This is a genomic window from Weizmannia sp. FSL K6-0777 (genome assembly GCF_038593185.1).
GTDB lineage: Bacteria > Bacillota > Bacilli > Bacillales > Bacillaceae_C > Weizmannia > Weizmannia faecalis.
The window spans coordinates 3,431,296-3,452,298 of record NZ_CP151971.1 but is presented as its reverse complement, the minus strand read 5'-3'; the positions used below and the strand labels follow the sequence as shown (position 1 = coordinate 3,452,298).

Below are 21,003 nucleotides of genomic sequence, written 5' to 3'. Positions count from 1 at the left end.
TTTTCGGAAAAACCAAACTTGTCAATCGACCTCCACATTTCAAAAGCTGCCTATCTGCATATTACAAGCTTTTTTTCTCCGGCCTGTCCCGGTATAATAGAATTACGACATCAGGAAGAGGGTAAAGCATGGAATACGCCAAACTTAAGCTCAGTGAGGAAAAAGTGTTTAAAGACCCTGTCCACCGCTATGTCCATGTGCGTGACCGGGTGATCTGGGACTTGATCGGAACAAAAGAGTTCCAGCGATTGCGCCGGATCCGGCAGCTCGGCACGACTTACCTGACTTTCCACGGGGCGGAACACAGCCGTTTCAGCCACTCACTTGGCGTCTATGAAATTGTCAGGAGAATTACAGATGATGTTTTTAAAGACCGGGTGAACTGGAACGGAAAGGACAGGCTGCTGTCGCTTTGCGCTGCGCTTTTGCACGATCTTGGCCACGGCCCGTTTTCCCATTCGTTTGAAAAAGTGTTTGGCATGGACCATGAGGAGTTTACAAGGCAAATCATCCTCGGGGAGACGGAAGTCAATGAAGTATTGCGGCGGGTCGGTAGAAATTTCCCGAAAAAAGTGGCGGAAGTGATTGCGAAAACTTCAGAAAACAAATTGGTGGTCAGCCTGATTTCAAGCCAGCTTGATGCGGACCGGATGGATTATTTGTTGCGCGATGCGTATTATACAGGGGTCAGCTATGGCCATTTTGACATTGAAAGGCTGCTCCGCGTTATGCGCCCGCATGAAGACCAGGCCGTTTTTAAATACAGCGGCATGCATGCGGTCGAGGATTATATTTTAAGTCGTTACCAAATGTACTGGCAAGTGTATTTTCACCCGGTGACAAGAAGCGCAGAAGTGATTTTAACAAAAATTTTGCACCGCGCAAAAACGTTGTACGATGCCCGTTACCCGTTCAAGCACGGGCCCAGCCATTTCCAGTCGCTTTTTGAAGATAGACTCAGCCTGCGTGATTATTTAAAACTGGATGAGCACGTCATGCTGTATTATATTGAGGTTTGGCAGGAGGAAGATGACCCGGTTTTGCGGGACCTTTGCGCCCGCTTTGTAAACCGGAATCTGTTTAAATACATTGAGTTTGACCCGGCAAAAGAATTTAAGGTGCACAGCCGGCTTGAAAAGCTTTTTGCAGAAGCCGGGATCGACCCGAACTATTATTTAGTCATTGATTCGTCCTCAGATCTTCCGTACGATTTTTACCGGCCGGGCGAGGAAGGGGAACGGCTGCCGATCAATTTGCTGATGCGAAACGGTGACCTGAAAGAATTATCAAGGGAATCGGATATTGTGGACGCGATTTCGGGGAAAAGAAGGACGGATCATAAATTGTATTTTCCGCTTGATTTGATCGAAGACGAAACGACACACGGGGAAAAGAAAAGGGAAATTGCCGCTTTGCTGAAATTGCCCCGGAGTTCGGAAATTTAGTCAGGAGTGAATGGTTTGTGTTAGAAGATCATGTAAAAATTATGGGTGCGCTTGCCATAAGCGGAGAAATTGTCGGGCGTAAAAAGCTGCAAAAAATGATTTATATTGCGAAAAAATTATCCTTCCCTTTCCAGGAAAAATTTGAGTTCCACTTTTACGGCCCGTATTCTGAAGAGTTGACGCTCAAAGTAGAGGAGCTGACCAACCTCGGGTTTGTAAACGAAGTAAAAGAGAAAAAAGGCGGATATGTCCAATATCGGTATACGGTGACAGACGAGGGCCGGGAATTTCTGGAAATGTACGAACCGGATCTGTCGGGGCTGGATGCGTGCCTGGCAGAAATGAATGGGCAAAATGCACGCTTCCTTGAGCTTGTTTCAACCGTCATGTATTTTGATATGCTTCCGAAAGAGGAAGTAAAGGAGAAAATCTTTACATTAAAGGCGAAGCAGCGTTATACGGAGGAAGAAATCAACGAGGCGTACGATTACATAGAAAAATTGAAAAAAATCGCTAGCCCTGTCCAGCAGGCATAGCGATTTTTCCGCCCCTATTCGTCGCTTTTGCGGACGCCGCCTATGGCATAATGGTTTTTTGACATTTCTTCAATGAACACGGTAATGTTTTCTTTTGGGGCGCCTACGGTTTCGCTGACCGCGGCCGTTACTTTTTCGACCAGCGCTTTCTTTTGTTCGTCTGTACGGCCTTCCAGCATTTTGACGGTTACATATGGCATGCGGGTGCATCTCCTTTTAGATGATTTCATAAAAATTGTAAAGTCTTTTTTGCCCGCCTGCAAGTGGCACTTTTAAAACAAGTGAATACCGAATGAAAATTTTGTATACTATAGTCAATATATTGTTTTTAAAGGAGACCGGTACGTGGAACAATTACAACAGTTTTTGGCATATCCGTTAAGGGATATCCCGATTGTCGCGGCGGTGCTGATCATTGCTTTTACCGTCCATGAGTTTTCCCATGCTTATACAGCTTATTTGTGCGGCGACCCGACTGCCAAACGCGAGGGGCGGCTGACATTGAACCCGGCGCAGCATATTGACCCGCTTGGCGCGCTGCTTATTTTTGTCGCCGGCTTCGGCTGGGCGCGCCCTGTCCCGGTAAACCGCTACCATTTCAAAAATCCGCGCCTGGCAGGGGTGGCGGTATCTTTTGCGGGCCCTGCCAGCAATTTTTTGATGGCGTTTATCGGGGAAATCATCTTTTATGTGCTGGTGGCAACCGGGCTTGGCGCAGGCCTGCCATGGTTTGTCCTTTCCTTTTTCAATTATTTTGTCTGGCTGAATCTCGTATTGTTTATTTTTAATTTAATTCCGCTTCCGCCGCTGGACGGGTACCGGATCATAGAAGATTTGGTTTCGCCGGGGGTACGGGCAAAATTGACGCAGTACGAGCAGTACAGCATCGTTGTATTTCTGGTCCTGCTGGTCACGCCGCTTGGCCGGTATACGATCTCGCCGCTGCTTAACAGTGCGGTTCCGTCGATTATGAAGGGATTCCAGACCATTGTTTCCGTATTCGGATAGATTGCCATTGAGAGAAAGGGGATGTGCAAGATGGCTGAAAAAAAGAAAAAAGCAGAATTTAATATTATTAAAAATGCGCCGACTGACGGCCATAAAAGTTTTGGCACCGGGGCGCTGAACCTTGAAAATGTCTCGCCGGTGATCATTGATGTCAATGAAGGCACGGCGGTTGTCGATATTGGGGCGATGCATGCAAGGAGCGCCGTGGAAAAACGGGTGAGATTTTTCCCCGACCGTTCGGAAGTCCCGGAAGAGGGGGCAAAACCGTACTGGCTTGTGTGGGTGACAATTGAACGCGGCGAAAACGGGCCTTATTATCACGGGGTGACAGCCTGCGAAATGGTGGTCAACAAGGAAAAACGCCGCGGCTACAAATCGCTGCCGGAACATGTCAACCGCCTCGACAAGTCGATGAAGGGCCATATCATTGTAGACCATATGGACGACCGGTCCAAAAAAGTGCTGGCAGACTTTTTAAAAGGCCACAGCAGCGAGATGTGGAACTTATCCAGCGATGAATTGAAAGAAGCATTAAAGGCCTGACCCCGCGCATTTATTTTTGCGTAAGGAACCGGCCGAAATTTCACGATGCATTGAAGGAGCAGGAAAGGCCTGACCGCAAAGCGGCCAGGCCTTTCTTTTTGCTGTTTTTAAAAAAACGGGAACAGTTTTTCAAGCCAGTTACGGTGCTTTTTCGGATACAACTCATTTTCTCCTGCTGCGGGATGTTTGCTGCAGGGCTCGGCCGGTTCGGTACCGGATATAAAGTATGTCAGCCTTGCCACCGGGCAGTTTTCGGTTGCAATTTTCCCGGTTTCAGGATCGATTTCAACGCCGGTTACGCCTTTGGGCGGCTTAAACTCCGCGGCAGGGCGCCCGGCAAGTGCTTTTTCCATAAACCGGGCCCATATTTTTTTGGCGTACATTTTGTCAGCGGCCAACGTGATTTCCTGCCCGTTGTCGTATCCGACCCAAACGCCTGACACGAGCTGGGGCGAAAACCCGATCATCCAACTGTCCGTGTTGGTGGAGCCGGATTTGCCGGCGTACGGGCGGGTGAGGCTTTTGACAATGGAGGCGCCGGTGACACGGGCATAGCCGTTCAGGCGCTTGTCAAACATACCGGTCATCATTTGCGAGGTGACAAACGCCGCCGCTTTGTCCAGCACTCGTTTTTTCTCGTGTTTGTCGTATGCATACAGGACGTGACCTTTATAATCTTCCACTTTTGTGATGAAAACAGGCCCGTTTTGAGTGCCGCCGTTTGCAAGCAGGCTGTAGGCGTTCACCATATCGAGCAGGTGCACTCCGGATGTGCCGAGCGCAAGTGACGGCACTTTTTCCATCGGGGTTGTAAGGCCGAATTGTTTTGCGGTTTGGACGAGCACATCCTGTCCGAGCAGCAAATGGGTTTTCACGGCGTAAATATTATCTGAAACGGCGAGCGCCTGCATCATCGTAATGTCCCTATTGGCATACTGGCTGTTGAAATTATGCGGCCTGTATGAAGATCCGCCCGGCCGGAAAACGGTCGGTTCGCTTTTGAGCATCGTTGCCGGCGTGAATCCGTGGTTCAATGCAGCATAATAAAGGAGCGGCTTCATGGTGGAACCGGGCTGGCGCGTTGCCTGTGTGGCGCGGTTAAAGGAACTTTCCGCATAATCGCGGCCCCCGGTAAGTGCGGTTACGAAGCCGTTTTTCGGATTGATTGCCGCAAAACCGAGCTGGATTTGCGAAGATGCCGGAATGATTTCCTTCACTGTTTCTTCGGCAATTTTTTGCTGCTTCACATCAAGGGTGGTATATACTTTTAATCCCCCGAGCGCAATCGTCCGGTCATCAAACCCGAGTTTTGTTTTCAGCTGTTTTTTCACAAGGTCCTGGAAATAAGGGGCGATCCGGTTTGTATCCGGATCCGCTTTTTGCATGATTTTTACCGTTTCATTGGCGGCTGCTGCTGCTTGTTTTTTTGTAATATAGCCGTTTTTCACCATCGATTGCAAAACAGCAAGCTGCCGTTTTTTCGCTTTTTCCGGCGAAATGACAGGGGAGTAGACTCCGGGTCCGTTTGGAATCCCGGCAAGCATGGCGGCTTCGGCAAGTGTCAGCTGTTTGGCGCTTTTCCCGAAATAGTACCGGCTTGCGGCTTCAATCCCGTATTTTCCATGCCCGTAATTGATCGTATTTAAATAGCCTTCCAGAATCCGGTCTTTGCTGTAGCTGGACTCGAGCCGGACCGTGTAGAATGCTTCCTTTAATTTTCTTTCCCATGTTTTATCAAGCGTTAAAAACAGGTTGCGGGCGTATTGCTGGGTAATGGTGCTTGCGCCCTGCACCTTTCCCATTGCTTTCATATCGGCAGCGACCGCCCCGGCCATGCGCCGGTAATCAAAGCCGTGGTGATGGTAAAAGTTGCGGTCTTCGATTGAAATGGTCGCGTCAATGGCGTTTTCGGAGATGCCGTCAAGCGGCACCCAGTATCTTTGCTGGCCGCTGTTCGACTCGCCGATTTGTTTGCCGTTTTGTGCATAATAAAGCGTTGATTGCGGTACGGACAGCGGCGGCGGACCGAGAATTTTTGCATACAGATAGACAGCTGCCGTTAAGGCAGACAGCAGGATGGCGAAAGTAATCAGGGCAAACAGCATCAGGCGCAGGCCCCATTTGGCTTTCCGGATCTTTGGTGTTGTCTGTGTCTCCATCATCCGCACCTCTTTTTCTCCTTATTTCCTTAGTATTTAGTAAGAGAGGAAATTTTAAACACCGGAACCGAAAAAAGGATTATGGGAAGGGTGGCCCGCTGTAAAAAGATTCTTGCTTTTTTTCGGAATTTCACTATACTTTTTCCATGTGTCCGAAATTGTGAAAAAGAGGAGAAAAAGATGAGATTTGACGAAGCTTATTCAGGCCATGTTTTTATCGGGGCAAGCCCGGATTATGAAAAAAGCCGGGTGGTGCTTTACGGCATGCCGATGGACTGGACAGTCAGCTACCGCCCGGGTTCACGGTTCGGCCCGGGGCGCATCCGGGAAGTTTCAATCGGGCTCGAAGAATACAGCCCGTATCTTGACCGGGAACTTGCTGAAATCAGCTATTTTGATGCCGGAGATATGCCGCTGCCGTTCGGCAATCCGCAAAAAAGCCTTGATATGATTGAAAATTATGTCGGGACATTGCTCGACGACGGGAAATTTCCGTTCGGCCTTGGCGGCGAGCATTTGGTGACATGGCCGGTGATCCGCGCCGTTTACAAAAAATACCCGGATCTCGCTGTCATTCATTTTGATGCCCATACCGATTTGCGCACGGATTATGAAGGCGAGCCGCTTTCGCATGCTACGCCGATCCGGAAAACGGCGGAGTTGATCGGGCCCGCGAATGTGTATTCATTCGGTATCCGGTCCGGCTTAAAAGAGGAATTTGAATGGGCGGAAAGAAACGGCATGCATATCGCAAAGTTTGAAGTGCTTGAGCCGCTCAAAAAAGTGTTGCCGGCGCTTTCCGGCCGCCATGTGTATGTGACGGTCGATATTGATGTGCTCGATCCCGCTTTTGCGCCGGGGACAGGGACGGTGGATGCCGGCGGGATCACCTCAAAAGAACTGCTGGCATCGATTCATGCGATTGCCCGTTCCGGCGTGAATGTCATTGGTTGTGACCTTGTTGAAGTGGCACCTGTATATGATCATTCCGAGCAAACAGCCAATACGGCTAGCAAGCTCGTGCGCGAAATGATGCTCGGCTGGGTGAAGTAACGGAAAACCCGGCACCGGCTGCGGGGGCGGGTGCCGGGTTTTTAAAGTTAAGCTTGCGGGATAGCAGCTCCATTATATATGATAAAATGAGGAGAGTTACCATATTATTTTTCCGCCGGAAAGGTTATAATGGATGAAATAAAGGATGTGGGAAAATGGCGGGGGAAACCGTTTCTTGCCCTGTAAAAATACATATGACCACGGAGATTTTCCAGGAAGAAGCGGAAAAAATCGAACTGGTTTTGTTCGGCCATTATTACGAAAAAGGCGGTTCGGCCTATTTAAAGTACGAGGAAGTGCAGGAAGCCGGCAAAATTTATACGGTTGTCAAAATGGCAAGCGGAAGGGCGCTTGTATTGAGAAGCGGTGCGGTCTCCATGCGGCTTGATTTGCGTGCCGGGACAAGGCGCCCGGGGACTTACGAAAACGGCTATGGCCAATTCCCGATTGAAGCGGCGGCAGATGAGATTGTGCACACGCGCACAGGCCCGCTTTCCGGGCAGCTTTCCCTCAGATACAGGCTTTATATGCATGGGGGTTCGGTCGGTACATATAAAATGAAGATCCATTATGAGGAGGTACAAGCAGCAAAATGAACATTGCGGAACAAATGCAGGAAACGCTGAAAACGGAAATCAAAGAAGCGGTGATGAAGACCGGCTTGGTTGCGGAAGCGGATATTCCGGCTATTGTGCTGGAAAAGCCAAAAGAAAAAGCACACGGCGATTATGCCGCAAACATTGCAATGCAGCTTGCGCGTGCGGCAAAAAAAGCGCCGCGCCAGATTGCGGAAGCGATTGTCGAACATATCGACAAATCGAAAACGTCGATTGAAAAAGTGGAAATCGCAGGCCCCGGCTTTATTAATTTTTATTTGGACAATACGTATTTGACCCGGCTGATCCCTTCTATCCTTCACGATGGTGCGGATTACGGCCGTTCAGATGCCGGCAGGGGCAAAAAAATCCAGGTTGAATTCGTATCGGCGAACCCGACCGGTGATCTTCACCTCGGACATGCGCGCGGCGCCGCTGTCGGGGATTCACTGTGCAATATTCTTGAAAAAGCAGGGTATGAGGTGACCCGTGAATACTATATTAACGATGCCGGCAACCAGATCCACAATCTGGCCTTGTCAGTCGAAGCGCGCTACTTCCAGGCGCTCGGGATGGAAAAGGAAATGCCGGCAGATGGCTATTACGGCCAGGATATTATTGACCTTGGAAAAAAACTTGCCGATGAATACGGCCGGAAATTTGTGGACGCGGATGAAAAAACGCGCTACGAATTTTTCCGCCAGTACGGCCTCGATTACGAGATGGCGAAACTGAAAAAAGACCTTGAAGACTTCCGCGTTCGTTTTGATGTCTGGTATTCGGAAACGTCTCTTTATAAGAGCGGAAAAGTTGACGAAATGCTGACACTGATGCGCGAAAAAGGCCATATTTATGAAAAGGACGGGGCAACGTGGTTCCGCTCGACGGCTTTCGGCGACGACAAAGACCGCGTGCTCATCAAAAACGATGGGACTTACACGTACTTGACCCCGGATATTGCTTACCATAAAGACAAATTTGACCGCGGCTTCGATACGGTGATTAATATTTGGGGCGCTGACCACCACGGCTATATCCCGCGGATGAAAGCGGCAATGGAAGCGCTCGGCTATAACAGCGGCAATCTTGAAGTGGAGATCATCCAGCTTGTTCACTTGTATAAAAACGGCGAAAAAATGAAAATGAGCAAGCGGACTGGGAAAGCGGTCACGATGCGTGAACTCATTGACGAAGTCGGGCTTGATGCAACCCGGTACTTCTTTGCGATGAGAAGTTCGGATACGCATTTGGACTTTGACCTTGATCTTGCCGTTTCAGAGTCCAATGAAAACCCGGTTTACTATGCGCAATATGCCCATGCCCGTATTTGCAGTATTTTGCGCCAGGCGGAAGAAAAAGGGTTTGTGCCGGATACAGGCGCCGATTTTTCCGTGATCCGGTCTGAAAAGGAAACGGATGTCCTGAAAAAGCTCGGAGAATTCCCGCAGGTGATTGCTGATGCGGCCGAAAAGCGGATCCCGCACCGCATTACAAATTATATTAACGAACTTGCCGCCAACTTCCACAGCTTTTACAATGCTGTGAAAGTGATCGAGCCGGCGCATGCGGACGCCACCAAAGCGCGCCTTGCCCTCGTGAAGGCCGTGCAAATTACGCTGAAAAACGCGCTCCAGCTGATCGGCGTTTCCGCACCGGAAAAAATGTAAAGAAAAAAGCCGTCCCCATCCGTTTACAGGTTCAGGGGGCGGCTTTTTTTGGTGCGCAATGGTTTATTGGGTTTAAGAAAAGCAAAATGGAATGCAAATAGCAAGATGACGTGCAGTTACGTGCCTGGGGTTCCGTGACAGCTTTTAAGGGGCGATGGTATTCAAGGACAGCCCAAACGATGGTTTAGCTGTTAACCACCTAATGTGCCTGGCAGTGCCCCAGTCTTCAGGGAGCAATTTTTTTTGATCGCGCCGACTGACCCAGAGCCGGTCTTTTATCACAAAAATCCTTCAATTGCCCTCACACCCCATTCAGCCAGCCTCGTTGCCAATCCGGGGCGGTTCAGGTCGTCTGCTGTAAGCGGGACAGCGTGGCACATATCTTCTTTTACGATCGCACACATTTTTTGGATAAACGCGTTGTCGTATACAAGACAGTTGACTTCAAAGTTTAAACGGACACTGCGCCGGTCAAAATTAGCCGTTCCGATATCGCAAATCGTCTGGTCCATGATCATAATTTTCGCATGATAAAATCCGGGCTTGAACAAATGAATGTCTGCGCCATTATCAAGCAGCTGCCGGAAATAGCGGCTTGCGGCCTCTTTGACAAGCGGATGGTCCGCTTTATCTGGGACGAGCACTGTAACGTTTACGCCGCGCGCTAAAGCCTGTACCAGTTTTTTGTGGATGGCCGGAGTCGGGATAAAGTAGGGGGAACCGATAAAAATCGATTCGCGGGCTTCCTCAATCAGGCTGCAAACCAGGCGTTCAAGCTCATCGCCCGCAGTCGGGATGATCCGGTGGCGGCATCCGCTTTTTTCTTCCTCAGGAGAGATTGGCGTTTCAAATGGCATTTTTTCCCCTGTAGCCGTTTCCCAGTTTCTGATAAATTCCTGCTGCAAGTCGCGGATACTTCCGCCGGTTAAGCGGAAATGGTAATCCCGCCAAGGAGAAAGCGACTTGTTGCCATCGATATAATCCTTTCCTACATTGAAACCGCCAAGATAGCCTGTCTCCCCGTCAATGACGGTTATTTTCCGGTGGTTCCGCTGCTGGAGCGTGTAAAAGAAAAAAGGGAATTTCGGCCGGTTGCTGAAGGCAAACGAGGCGCCAGCGTTTTTCAGCTGTGCAATCATCTGTTTTGTGACCTTCCGGCTGCCCGCCCAATCGAGCAAGACTTTTACTTCTTTCCCTTCGCGCGCTTTTTTTGCGAGCAGGCTGAAAAATTCACGGCTGATTTCATCATTTTTTACAATATAAAACAGGACGTATACGCTTTTTTTGGCATGCAGGATATCGGAAAAGTAGTGGGGAAACAGATTTTCTCCGCTGGTAAAAACAGTAAAATCCCCGTGCCGTACGGGATATTGGTGCTGTTTGCGAGTTTTGCGGAAATGCCTTTTTCCAAGCGTGTAATCGGTGAAAAGCCAGATGATGAGTACTATGACGGCAGAAAGGAATAAGAGCAAAATCATATCTTTTTTCCCCGCTTCAATCGATTTTTTCCGTGGCCGAGTCCATGTCTTTATTCTTCCCCAAATGCGGCCGATTCTACTTACAAAAGCCGGAAACAGGCACAAAGAAATTCAAAAAAATAAAGAAAAAAGGATTGACTGAATGCTCATTCATTATATAATATAGGTAAGCAAGATTCGGAAAATTACCTGCTTTTTTGTGCGAGCACGAATGAACGAAGGGAGCGTCGGGAGAAAAATGCACATCTTATTATGGTTAAACTGGTTGTTGTTTCTGTCTGTAACCGCTTACGGCATTGGCCTTTTTGCGTATTTGGTAAGGACAAGGATCCAGTATATCAAATTGGGGAAAAAACAGGAATTCGACAACAATGTCAAGGCGCGGCTCAAAAAAATATGGGTATACGTTTTCGGGCAGAAAAAACTGCTCAAGGATAAAAAGAGCGGCGCCATCCATGTGATGATGTTTTACGGGTTTATTCTCGTCCAGTTCGGCGCAATTGATTTCATATGGAAGGGGCTTGCGCCGGGTTCGCACTTGCCGCTCGGGCCGCTTTACCCCGGATTTACTTTCTTTCAGGAAATCGTCACGCTCGTGATTTTATTTGCGGTCGGCTGGGCGTTTTACCGCCGCTACATTGAGAAGCTCGTCCGCTTAAAACGCGATTTTAAAGCGGGGCTTGTGCTCATCTTTATCGGCGGGCTAATGGTTTCTGTCCTGGTCGGGGGCGGCATGGAAATCATTTGGCACTTTGAGGAGCCGTCATGGACGGAACCGGTGGCAGCCAGGATTGCAGCGGCCTTTCATTGGATTGGACCAACTGCAGCGGCCGTTGTGTTTTACGTGGCATGGTGGATCCATCTGTTGCTGCTGCTTACTTTCCTTGTCTATATCCCGCAGTCGAAGCATGCCCATTTGATTGCAGGGCCTGCGAATGTGTATCTGAACCGGCTCGGGGATACCGGGAAATTACGGCCGATCGATTTTGAAGACGAATCGCAGGAAAGTTTTGGCGTTGGCAAAATCGAGGACTTCACGCAGCTTCAGCTTGTCGATCTTTACGCCTGTGTGGAATGCGGCCGCTGCACGAATATGTGCCCGGCAACCGGAACAGGAAAAATGCTTTCACCGATGGACTTGATCATTAAATTAAGGGACCATTTGACCAACTACGGCGCGGCCGTTACGTCTAAAGCACCGTGGGTTCCGGCGTTTGCTTTTGCCAACACGACAGGAAACCGGCTCGCCCGGGAAAGTGCAACCCGCGGGGCGGAAGAGGCAGCTGCAGCACTCGATTATAATCCGAGCCTGATCGGCGATGTCATTACCGAAGAAGAGATCTGGGCATGCACGACTTGCCGGAATTGCGAAGACCAGTGCCCGGTTATGAACGAACATGTCGATAAAATCATCGATTTGCGGCGCTATCTCGTTTTGACGGAAGGAAAAATGAAACCGGATGCACAGCGGGCGATTCAAAATATCGAACGTCAGGGCAATCCTTGGGGGCTGAACCGGAAAGAGCGCGAGTCGTGGCGTGAAGGACGCGAAGATATCGAGGTCAAGACGGTCAAAGAAATGAAGAAAGCAGATGAGGAATTCGAATATTTATTCTGGGTCGGATCAATGGGGTCTTACGACAGCCGCAGCCAGAAAATCGCGCAGTCGTTTGCGAAACTGCTGAATGAAGCGGGCGTGAAATTCGCCATTCTCGGCAACAAGGAGAAAAACTCCGGAGACACGGCACGCAGGCTTGGCAATGAGTTTTTATTCCAGGAACTGGCCGGCCAGAACATCGCCGAGTTTACAAAGAACGGTGTGAAAAAAATCGTGACGATCGATCCGCATGCATATAATACGTTTAAGAAAGAATATAAAGATTTTGGCTTTGAAGGGGAAGTCTACCATCATACCGAAGTACTTTACGAGCTGTTGAAAGAAGGGCGCTTAAAGCCGAAATACGAAGTCAATGAAACGGTTACCTTCCATGATTCCTGCTACCTCGGCAGGTACAATGATATTTATAACCAGCCGCGTGACATTTTGAAAATGATCCCGGGCGTAAAGCTTGTGGAAATGGAGCGGAACCGTGAAACAGCGATGTGCTGCGGGGCCGGCGGCGGATTAATGTGGACGGAAGAAGATACCGGGCACCGGATTAATGTGGCGCGGACCGAACAGGCGCTTGCCGTGAATCCGACAGTCATCAGCACGGAATGCCCGTACTGCCTGACAATGCTGTCTGACGGTACAAAAGCGAAAGAAGTGGAAGACACCGTGAAAACCCTGGATGTCGCCGAAATACTTGAACGTTCGGTCTGCGGGGCGCCGGGGCAGACGGATGCAGTTTCTTAAGCGGGTGATGCCGCCGCAAAACGGGATGCTCGGCAGGAAAAGCAGATCATGGTAGATTTTAAACCGGCAAATCATCTGCGCAAAAACGGCGGAGAATGGGATATGCAAAAGGAAGATTCTCCGCCGTTTTTTTGCGGCAGATCACACAGGATGATAATGGTTTGGGAATGTAAGCGCATGCATATTGCCGGCGCTTTTCATAAATCACACAGTAAGGCAAGGCTCACTGCTGTTTTGGGAAACGAACGGCAAAGGGCCATGAATGAACGATGATTGAGCGTTCGCTCGATTGGCGCTTTTCACCCATTCCAAAAGCATCGGGAAGTTCGCTGCTGTTTTGGCAGCAAATAACAAAGGGACTATGAATGAACGATGATTCGCGTTCGTGCAAATTGCCGGCGCTTATCATAAATCCATTGTAAAAGGGGAGAAGATGGTTGAACACGGTGATCATCGACGGGGCGCGTACGCCATTTGGGAAATTCGGGGGAAAACTGGCTGCACTTCCGGCGTCCGCGTTAGGCGGGATTGCGATCCGGCATGCATTGGAAAAAGCGGGCGTTGAAAACGGGGAAGTAAATGAAGTGATTATGGGGAATGTCCTACAGGGCGGCCAGGGGCAGCTCCCATCCCGGCAGGCGGCAAGGCACGCCGGCATTCCGTGGGAAGTCAAAACGGAAACGGTGAATAAAGTGTGTGCTTCCGGCATGAGGAGCGTGACCATGGCGGATCAGATCATCCGTTTGGGAGACGGGGAAGTCATTGTAGCCGGCGGGATGGAGTCGATGTCAAACGCCCCTTACTTCCTGCCCAAGGCAAGATGGGGATTGAAAATGGGCGATGTCCAGCTGAAAGACATGATGACCCATGACGGACTCATCTGCGCATTTTCCGGCGTCCATATGGGCACATACGGAAACCGCACGGCGGAAGCGTTCGGGCTGACCCGCGACTTTCAGGACCGCTGGGCATTAAGAAGCCACCAGAAAGCATTGGAAGCCATCCATTCCGGCAAGTTTGCCGAAGAGATTGTTCCGGTGGAAATCCCGCAAAGAAAAGGCCCTGCGCTGCTTGTTGAACAGGATGAACCGCCGCGCGCGGATACGACGCTTGAAAAACTGTCCCAGCTGCCGCCTGCTTTCGACAAAGACGGCACCATCACGGCCGGCAATGCTCCGGGTGTGAATGACGGGGCGGCTGCACTTGTTTTAATGAGCGCTGAACGGGCTGCAAAAGCAGGGTTGAAGCCGCTTGCAAAGATTGTGGCGCATGCGGAAGTGGCGGTGGAGGCGCAGCATTTTCCGCAGACGCCGGGGCTTGTGATCAACGAAATCCTGAAAAAAACAGGAAGAAAGCTTGATGACATTGATTTGTTTGAAATCAATGAAGCATTTGCCGCTGTGGCCCTTGCCAGCAGCAAAATCGCACAGCTCGATTTGGATAAGGTGAATGTAAACGGCGGCGCGGTTGCGTTAGGCCATCCGATCGGTGCAAGCGGCACGCGCATTATTTTAACCCTTGCATACGAACTGAAACGGCGCGGCGGCGGGACCGGGATCGCAGCCATCTGCTCCGGTGGCGGCCAGGGCGATGCCGTCATGATTGAAGTGCAATAAAACTTCAACGTGTATGACCACCCAAAAAAGGGGACCTGATCATGGATTTTCAGTTTACGGAAGAACAGCTTTTGTTAAGAAAAACCGTACGGGATTTTGCAGAAAAAGAAATTTTGCCGGCTACGGGCGACATGGAGCGCGGCATGTTCCCGCGTGAAATACTTGGAAAAATGGCAACCCTCGGTCTGATGGGCATCACCATTCCGGAAACATACGGCGGTGCGGGGCTGGATTTTACTGCATACGTTATAGCTGTTCATGAAATTTCCAAAGCCAGCGCGACCATTGGCGTCATCCTTTCCGTCCATTCATCCGTCGGGACCGCGCCGATTTTATATTTCGGAAGTGAAGCGCAAAAACAAAAATATTTGCCAAAGCTTGCAAGCGGGGAATACCTGGGGGCTTTTTGCCTGACGGAAGCCGAGGCGGGGTCGGATGCGAAGAATTTAAAAACAAAAGCGGTAAAACAGGGCGGGCATTATGTGCTCAATGGTTCAAAAATGTTCATTACAAACGGCGGCGAGGCGGATACGTATATTGTATTTGCCCGCACGGAAGACGGCAACATCACCGCTTTCATTATTGAAAAGACCATGCCGGGTTTCCGGACCGGCAAGGATGAGAAAAAAATGGGGCTGCACGGGTCAAAAACTGTCCAGCTTCACTTTGAAAATCTCCAGGTTCCGGCTGAGAACCGGCTGGGGGAAGAAGGGGAAGGGTTTAAGATCGCAATGGCGGTGCTGGATGCCGGCCGGATCGGGATCGCGGCACAGGCCCTCGGGATTGCGGAAGGCGCCTATGAACTGGCACTTCAATACGCAAAAAACCGGCGCCAGTTCGGAAAACCCATCCACGCATTTGAGGGTACCGGTTTTAAACTTGCCGACATGGCAACAAACATCGAAGCCAGCAAACTGCTTGTCTACCGGTCAGCCTTTTTGCGGAGCAACGGCCTGGGCTGCAAAAAAGAAGCGGCGATGGCCAAACTGCTCGCTTCCCAAACAGCTGTTGATACAGCGATTGAAGCCGTTCAGATTTTCGGCGGATATGGATACACGAAAGACTATCCGGTTGAACGGTTCATGCGCGATGCGAAAATTACGCAAATTTATGAAGGGACAAGTGAAATCCAAAGAATCGTGATCAGCAATCAATTATTGCGGGAGAAAAGGCTTTAAGTTGTCTTGGATAAAAAAATTGGAGGCAGAAAAATGGACTTTCGTTTAAGTGAAGAACATGAAATGATCCGGAAAATGGTACGCGATTTTGCCGTGAAGGAAGTAGCGCCGACAGCAGCGGAACGCGATGAGAACGAACGGTTTGACCGTGGCATCTTTGACCGGATGGCGGCGCTTGGCCTGACCGGGATTCCATGGCCGGAGCAGTACGGCGGGATCGGGAGCGATTTTCTGGCATACTGCATCGCGGTGGAAGAGCTGTCGCGTGTGTGCGCCTCAACCGGCGTGACCCTCTCGGCACATACTTCCCTTGCCAGCTGGCCGCTGTTTAAATTCGGCACAGAAGAACAAAAACAGAAATACCTCGTTCCGCTTGCCCGCGGGGAAAAAATCGGCGCGTACGGCTTGACGGAGCCGGGGTCGGGTTCTGATGCGGGCGCGATGGTGACAACGGCCAGGCGTGAAGGAGACCATTATGTTTTAAATGGTTCCAAAATTTTCATTACAAACGGCGGCGTGGCGGATATTTACATCGTGTTTGCCCTCACCGATCCGAAAAGCAAACACCATGGTACAAGCGCATTTATCATTGAAAAAGATTTTCCCGGGTTTTCAACCGGCAAAAAGGAAAAGAAAATGGGCATCCGGGCTTCCACCACAACGGAAATCATTTTTGACAATGTCATGGTGCCGGCAGAAAACCGGCTGGGGGAAGAAGGACAGGGCTTTAAAATCGCGATGATGACGCTGGACGGCGGGCGCAACGGCATTGCAGCCCAGGCAGTCGGCATTGCCCAGGGCGCGCTCGATGCGGCTGCAGCTTATGCGAAAGAGCGGAAACAGTTCGGCAAACCGATCGCAGCAAACCAGGGCGTGTCTTTCAAACTCGCCGACATGGCCACTGCAGTCGAAGCGGCAAGGCTGTTAACGTACCAGGCGGCCTGGCTTGAGTCAAACGGGCTGCCGTACGGGAAAGAATCTGCCATGTCCAAACTATTTGCCGGCGATACGGCGATGAAAGTCACAACAGAAGCCGTGCAGATTTTTGGCGGCTACGGTTATACAAAAGATTATCCGGTTGAGCGGTTCATGCGCGATGCCAAAATTACGCAAATTTACGAAGGGACGCAGGAAATCCAGCGGCTTGTCATTTCAAGAATGCTGACAAGGGACTGACGGAGAGGGGAGGCCGTTTGTGAGCCAAAAAAAGTTTGTGCCGGCATCGGTCAGGGACGAAAGGCTGATTGAAAAGCGCAGAAACCAAATGATCAATGCCGCCGTCGCGCTTTTTAAGGAAAAGGGGTTCCACCGGACGACAACGAGGGAAATTGCCAAAAAATCCGGCTTTAGCATCGGGACGCTTTACGAATATATCCGGGCAAAAGAGGATGTCCTCTATTTGGTGTGCGACCGGATTTATGATGAAGTGCGCGACAGGCTGCTGCGCATTGATGCCGGCCAGGGGACGCTTGAAAGTTTGAAACTCGCGATTGCCCATTATTTCCGGATTGTTGACGAACTGCAAGATGAAGTACTTGTCATGTACCAGGAAGCAAAATCACTGACAAAAGAAGCACTGCCATATGTATTAAAAAAGGAAATGGAAATGGTCGGCATATTTGAAAAAATGATCAGAAAATGCGCGGAAAACGGCGAACTTGATCTGGATGAAAAAGAGATGGAGATGCTCGCCCACAATATTTTTGTTCAGGGTGAAATGTGGGCTTTCCGCCGCTGGGCATTTAAAAAGAAGTTTACAATTGAGGATTATATCCGTCTGCAAACCCATTTGCTGTTTTCCGGCCTTGAGACAAGGGATATGATGGCATAAATTTTTCCATCCCGGGGTTCATTTATGCGTTTTAACTTAATCCTGATGAAGACAAGGAGGATATGATGGCTGATACAGAAATTTACCGCCCGAAACATGCGGTCCGTTTTGTCACAGCGTCCAGTTTGTTTGACGGTCACGATGCTTCCATCAACATTATGCGGAGGATTTTGCAGGCAAGCGGTGCGGAAGTCATTCATCTCGGTCACAATCGCTCGGCACGCGAAATTGTCCAGGCGGCGATTCAGGAAGATGTCCAAGGCATTGCCGTTTCTTCTTACCAGGGAGGGCATCTCGAGTTTTTCAAGTATATGTATGATTTGCTCCAGGAAAATGGCGCCTCCGGAATCCGTATTTACGGCGGGGGCGGAGGCGTCATCATCCCGCGTGAGATGAAAGAACTGCATGACTACGGGATCGCGCGGATTTTTTCACCGGAGGACGGCAGAAAGCTCGGCCTTCAGGGGATGATCAATATCATGCTCCGGGAGTGCGACCACCCGACGGTAACGGAAGCGGATTTTGTAAAAGAGGTGGAGCGCTTAAGCGAAGGGCGGATCGGTTCTGTTGCCAGGCTGATTTCTTATGCCGAGAACCATTTGAACCATCAGGAAGCGCTCGCTGCCCTTGAAGCTGCGGTGTCGGCTGTGAAGAAAGCGCCGGTCGTGGGCATAACCGGTACCGGGGGAGCGGGAAAGAGCTCCTTGACAGATGAACTGATTCGCCGTTTTTTGCACGACCATCCGGAAAGCAAAATTGCCGTTCTTTCGGTCGATCCGACGAAGCAAAAAACGGGGGGCGCATTGCTTGGCGACAGGATCCGGATGAATGCAATTTTCCATCCGAACGTTTTTATGCGGAGCATGGCTACGAGGGCCTCCCGTTCCGAACTTTCCCTTGCCATCCATGACGCCATCCGGATTGTAAAGGCTGCCGGCTTTGATTTGATTTTGATCGAAACAAGCGGGATCGGCCAGGGGGACGCCGAAATTACGAATGTTTCCGATGTTGCCATGTATGTGATGACGAGCGAATTCGGAGCGCCTTCCCAGCTTGAAAAAATTGATATGATCGATTACGCGGATCTCATTGCGATCAACAAATTCGAGCGGAAAGGTTCAGAGGATGCGAAAAAGCAGGTGCAAAAGCAGTACCAGCGGAGCCATCTGCTGTTTGATCAAAGCCTGGATGAGATGCCGGTATACGGTACGATTGCCAGCCAGTTCCATGATCCGGGGACAAACGCCTTATATGGCGCCCTGATGGAAAAAATCAATGAAAAGAGCGGTACGGCTTTTCGCTCGTCTTTTTCGAAAAAGCAGGAAGCGGGCAACCGGCATACCATCATCCCGGCAAGCCGCAGCCATTACTTGCGGGAAATAGTGGAAACCGTCCGCCGGTACCATAAAAAGGCGGAGGCACAGGCAATGCTCGCACGGAGAATGTTTCAACTTGAAGGCGCCATTACGGCCGCAAAGGAGTCCGGGGCAGCAGAGGATGTGATTACATCGCTTGAAGCGCTTCGTACGGAAGCGGAAAAAGGGCTGACAGAAGAATCGAAAACCCTTTTGAAAAGCTGGCCGGATGTTAAGCAAAAATACAGCGGGGAGACGGTCACTGTCAAAATCCGCAATAAAGAGATCACAACGAGGATCAGGACAACAAGCTTGTCCGGGCTTCCGATCCCGAAAGTGGCGCTGCCAGATTGGGAAGACAAGGGCGAGATTTTAAAATGGCTGTATAAAGAAAATGTGCCAGGGGCATTTCCTTTTACGGCCGGTGTTTTCCCATTTAAGCGACAGGAAGAAGATCCGAAGCGGCAGTTTGCGGGGGAAGGGACACCGGAACGGACAAACCGGCGCTTCCATTATTTATCAAAAGATGATCCGGCAAAGCGGCTGAGCACGGCTTTTGACTCGGTAACGCTGTACGGCGAAGATCCGGACGAACGCCCGGATATTTACGGAAAAGTCGGCGAGTCAGGGGTAAGTGTGTGCACGCTCGATGATATGAAAAAACTGTATGCAGGGTTCGACCTTTGTGCGCCTTCGACTTCTGTTTCCATGACGATTAACGGCCCGGCGCCGGTCATTCTGGCAATGTTCATGAATACGGCAATTGACCAGCAGGTGAAAAAGAAAGAAGCGGAGCTCGGGCGCGTTTTAACCGTCGAGGAATTTACGGAGGTGCGCGAAAAAACGCTGCAGACGGTCAGGGGCACCGTGCAGGCGGATATTTTAAAAGAAGACCAGGGCCAGAATACATGCATTTTCTCAACTGAATTTGCACTCCGGATGATGGGTGATATCCAACAGTATTTTATTGACCATAAAGTGCGCAATTATTATTCGGTCTCGATTTCCGGATACCATATCGCAGAAGCGGGTGCGAATCCAATTTCACAGCTTGCGTTCACACTTGCAAACGGTTTCACCTATGTTGAGTATTATTTAGGAAGGGGCATGAAGGTGGATGATTTTGCCCCGAACCTTTCATTCTTCTTCTCGAACGGGCTTGATCCGGAGTACACGGTGATCGGGCGTGTTGCAAGAAGAATCTGGGCGGTTGTGATGCGCGATTTATACGGGGCAAATGAGCGGAGCCAGAAGCTGAAGTACCACATTCAGACATCCGGCCGGTCGCTCCATGCACAGGAAATTGATTTCAATGATATCCGCACGACGCTGCAGGCGCTGATGGCCCTTCAGGATCATTGCAATTCGCTCCATACCAATGCATATGATGAAGCGATTACGACACCGACCGAGGAATCGGTGCGCCGCGCGATGGCGATTCAGCTGATTATTACAAAAGAGCACGGATTGTCGAAAAATGAAAATCCGCTGCAAGGTTCATTTATCATTGAAGAACTGACAGACCTTGTCGAAGCCGCCGTTTTGGAGGAATTTGAGCGTATCAATGACCGCGGCGGGGTACTCGGCGCAATGGAGACCCAGTATCAGAGAGGGAAAATTCAGGAAGAGTCCATGGAATACGAGGTCAGAAAGCATTCCGGCGCCCTTCCGATTATCGGCGTCAACACCTTCCTGAATCCAAACCCGAAAAGCGAGGACGAGCTGAACAATATGCAGCTTGCGCGGGCAACAAAGGAAGAAAAAGATTTGCAGATCAAAAATTTGCGTGATTTCCAGGCCCGCCACAAAGCAGAAGCGGAAACCGCACTGGAAAAATTAAAGCAAACCGCGGTTTCAGGAGGCAATATTTTCGCCGAGCTTATGGAAACCGTCAAAGTCGCAAGTCTCGGCCAAATCACCAACACCCTCTACCAAATTGGCGGGCAATACAGAAGGAATATGTGAACAGAAAGTCCCGCCGCCTTGCCCGTATCCGACAGGCAAATGTTCTGGCCGGAATAAGCTAAGGGCTTTATTACGGGCAGGTTATGCTATCCGAGGAGCCGGCTGCAAGAAGTATTGTTCTTAAAAAACTGGCAAAAATTTCGATTATACACGCGTTCTATTCATATTGCGAATGAATTAGAAAAAAGAAAGAGAAGCGAAAAGCTATTGCATCATA

Annotated in this window: 16 protein-coding genes; 13 read left to right on the top strand and 3 right to left on the bottom strand. The window is 50.1% G+C overall.

From position 1 onward, the window contains the following. Positions 1-128: 128 nt before the first annotated feature. Positions 129-1,445, top strand: coding sequence for an HD domain-containing protein (locus NST70_RS16540; RefSeq protein ID WP_017550337.1), 1,317 nt, complete (start codon positions 129-131; stop codon positions 1,443-1,445). Positions 1,446-1,462: 17 nt separating this feature from the next. Then, entirely contained in the window at positions 1,463-1,981 is a 519-nt protein-coding gene (locus NST70_RS16535; protein ID WP_035190074.1) for a hypothetical protein, read from the top strand. Between the two features lie 14 nt (positions 1,982-1,995). Here the strand turns inward: NST70_RS16535 and NST70_RS16530 are convergent, their stop codons facing one another. Further along, positions 1,996-2,181 (bottom strand): 2-hydroxymuconate tautomerase, encoded by a 186-nt coding sequence (locus NST70_RS16530; RefSeq protein ID WP_035190072.1) that lies wholly within the window; start codon positions 2,179-2,181, stop codon positions 1,996-1,998. A 145-nt stretch (positions 2,182-2,326) separates the two neighbouring features. On the opposite strand from NST70_RS16530, the gene NST70_RS16525 reads away from it, so the two are divergent. Further along, positions 2,327-2,989, top strand: coding sequence for a site-2 protease family protein (locus NST70_RS16525; protein ID WP_014096720.1), 663 nt, complete (start codon positions 2,327-2,329; stop codon positions 2,987-2,989). A 30-nt stretch (positions 2,990-3,019) separates the two neighbouring features. Beyond that, complete coding sequence (locus tag NST70_RS16520) at positions 3,020-3,532, top strand: YwhD family protein (protein ID WP_017552680.1); 513 nt, start codon at positions 3,020-3,022, stop codon at positions 3,530-3,532. Positions 3,533-3,639: 107 nt separating this feature from the next. Here NST70_RS16520 and NST70_RS16515 read toward each other — a convergent pair whose 3' ends face one another. Further along, a complete protein-coding gene (locus NST70_RS16515; protein WP_035190088.1) occupies positions 3,640-5,691 on the bottom strand; it encodes a transglycosylase domain-containing protein in 2,052 nt (683 codons plus the stop codon). 180 nt (positions 5,692-5,871) lie between these two features. On the opposite strand from NST70_RS16515, the gene speB reads away from it, so the two are divergent. The 3 genes from speB to argS all read left to right on the top strand — a co-directional run bounded on the left by speB (position 5,872) and on the right by argS (position 9,007). Then, positions 5,872-6,744: an agmatinase gene (gene speB / locus NST70_RS16510; protein ID WP_017552682.1), complete on the top strand. Its 873-nt coding sequence runs from the start codon at positions 5,872-5,874 to the stop codon at positions 6,742-6,744. A gap of 155 nt (positions 6,745-6,899) precedes the next feature. Beyond that, a complete protein-coding gene (locus NST70_RS16505; protein ID WP_035190070.1) occupies positions 6,900-7,340 on the top strand; it encodes a DUF1934 domain-containing protein in 441 nt (146 codons plus the stop codon). Then, positions 7,337-9,007: an arginine--tRNA ligase gene (gene argS, locus NST70_RS16500; protein ID WP_035190068.1), complete on the top strand. Its 1,671-nt coding sequence runs from the start codon at positions 7,337-7,339 to the stop codon at positions 9,005-9,007. The genes NST70_RS16505 and argS overlap by 4 nt, the downstream gene beginning before the upstream one ends. Positions 9,008-9,285: 278 nt before the next feature. Here argS and cls read toward each other — a convergent pair whose 3' ends face one another. Further along, positions 9,286-10,485: a cardiolipin synthase gene (gene cls, locus NST70_RS16495; protein ID WP_328228481.1), complete on the bottom strand. Its 1,200-nt coding sequence runs from the start codon at positions 10,483-10,485 to the stop codon at positions 9,286-9,288. A gap of 238 nt (positions 10,486-10,723) precedes the next feature. Between cls and NST70_RS16490 the strand changes: the two genes are divergently transcribed. From NST70_RS16490 to icmF, 6 genes are all read left to right on the top strand, one after another. Continuing rightward, a complete protein-coding gene (locus tag NST70_RS16490) occupies positions 10,724-12,841 on the top strand; it encodes a (Fe-S)-binding protein (protein WP_328228482.1) in 2,118 nt (705 codons plus the stop codon). 437 nt (positions 12,842-13,278) lie between these two features. After that, positions 13,279-14,457 carry an acetyl-CoA C-acetyltransferase gene (locus NST70_RS16485; protein WP_029142436.1) on the top strand — a complete coding sequence of 393 codons (1,179 nt, stop codon included), beginning with the start codon at positions 13,279-13,281 and terminating at the stop codon, positions 14,455-14,457. A gap of 41 nt (positions 14,458-14,498) precedes the next feature. Next, positions 14,499-15,635, top strand: a complete 1,137-nt coding sequence (locus NST70_RS16480; RefSeq protein ID WP_013860764.1) for an acyl-CoA dehydrogenase — start codon at positions 14,499-14,501, stop codon at positions 15,633-15,635. Between the two features lie 33 nt (positions 15,636-15,668). Then, positions 15,669-16,811: an acyl-CoA dehydrogenase gene (locus tag NST70_RS16475; protein ID WP_017550325.1), complete on the top strand. Its 1,143-nt coding sequence runs from the start codon at positions 15,669-15,671 to the stop codon at positions 16,809-16,811. Positions 16,812-16,830: 19 nt separating this feature from the next. After that, the gene (locus NST70_RS16470) at positions 16,831-17,466 is read left to right on the top strand and encodes a TetR/AcrR family transcriptional regulator (RefSeq protein WP_026685111.1); all 636 of its coding nucleotides are present in this window, start codon (positions 16,831-16,833) and stop codon (positions 17,464-17,466) included. Positions 17,467-17,531: 65 nt separating this feature from the next. Beyond that, positions 17,532-20,786 (top strand): fused isobutyryl-CoA mutase/GTPase IcmF, encoded by a 3,255-nt coding sequence (icmF, locus tag NST70_RS16465; protein WP_342475460.1) that lies wholly within the window; start codon positions 17,532-17,534, stop codon positions 20,784-20,786. The last annotated feature ends 217 nt before the right edge of the window (positions 20,787-21,003 follow it).